Consider the following 444-nt stretch of genomic DNA (forward strand, 5'->3'; position numbering starts at 1 on the left):
ATGATGATGGCGATCAGAGTGAAGATGATGAGGACACTGCTACGGTCGTACCCGCACAATCAGATTTAAGTATTGTAAAAGGTGTGGTAAATGCTACAAGTGTATTACCAGCAAATATTGGCGATGTATTAACATTTGAGTTAATTGTAACCAATGACGGACCAAACAATGCTACAGGGGTAGCAATAGAGGATATTGTACCTTCTGGTTATACCAACATAAGTGCTATTGACAATGGTGGATCAGCCACAAGTAATATAATTAATTGGAATGGACTTTCAATTACAAACGGAACGAGTCTTACATTAACCTATCAAGTTACAGTTGGCGCTCCAACAGGGACAGTAGGAGAATATCAGAATGTAGCCCAAGTAACGGCAAGCGATCAATTTGACCCAGATAGTAGTGTAAATAATGATGACGGCGATCAGGATGAAGATGATG

The 444-nt window shown here is 39.9% G+C and carries 1 protein-coding gene; it reads left to right on the top strand.

Translation table 11 applies throughout. The features are described from left to right. A partial coding sequence (locus AA089_RS23320) for a DUF11 domain-containing protein (protein WP_046759435.1) occupies nt 1-444 on the top strand: 444 nt, incomplete at both ends.

Origin of the sequence: Kordia jejudonensis (assembly GCF_001005315.1) — a bacterium.
Classification (GTDB): domain Bacteria; phylum Bacteroidota; class Bacteroidia; order Flavobacteriales; family Flavobacteriaceae; genus Kordia; species Kordia jejudonensis.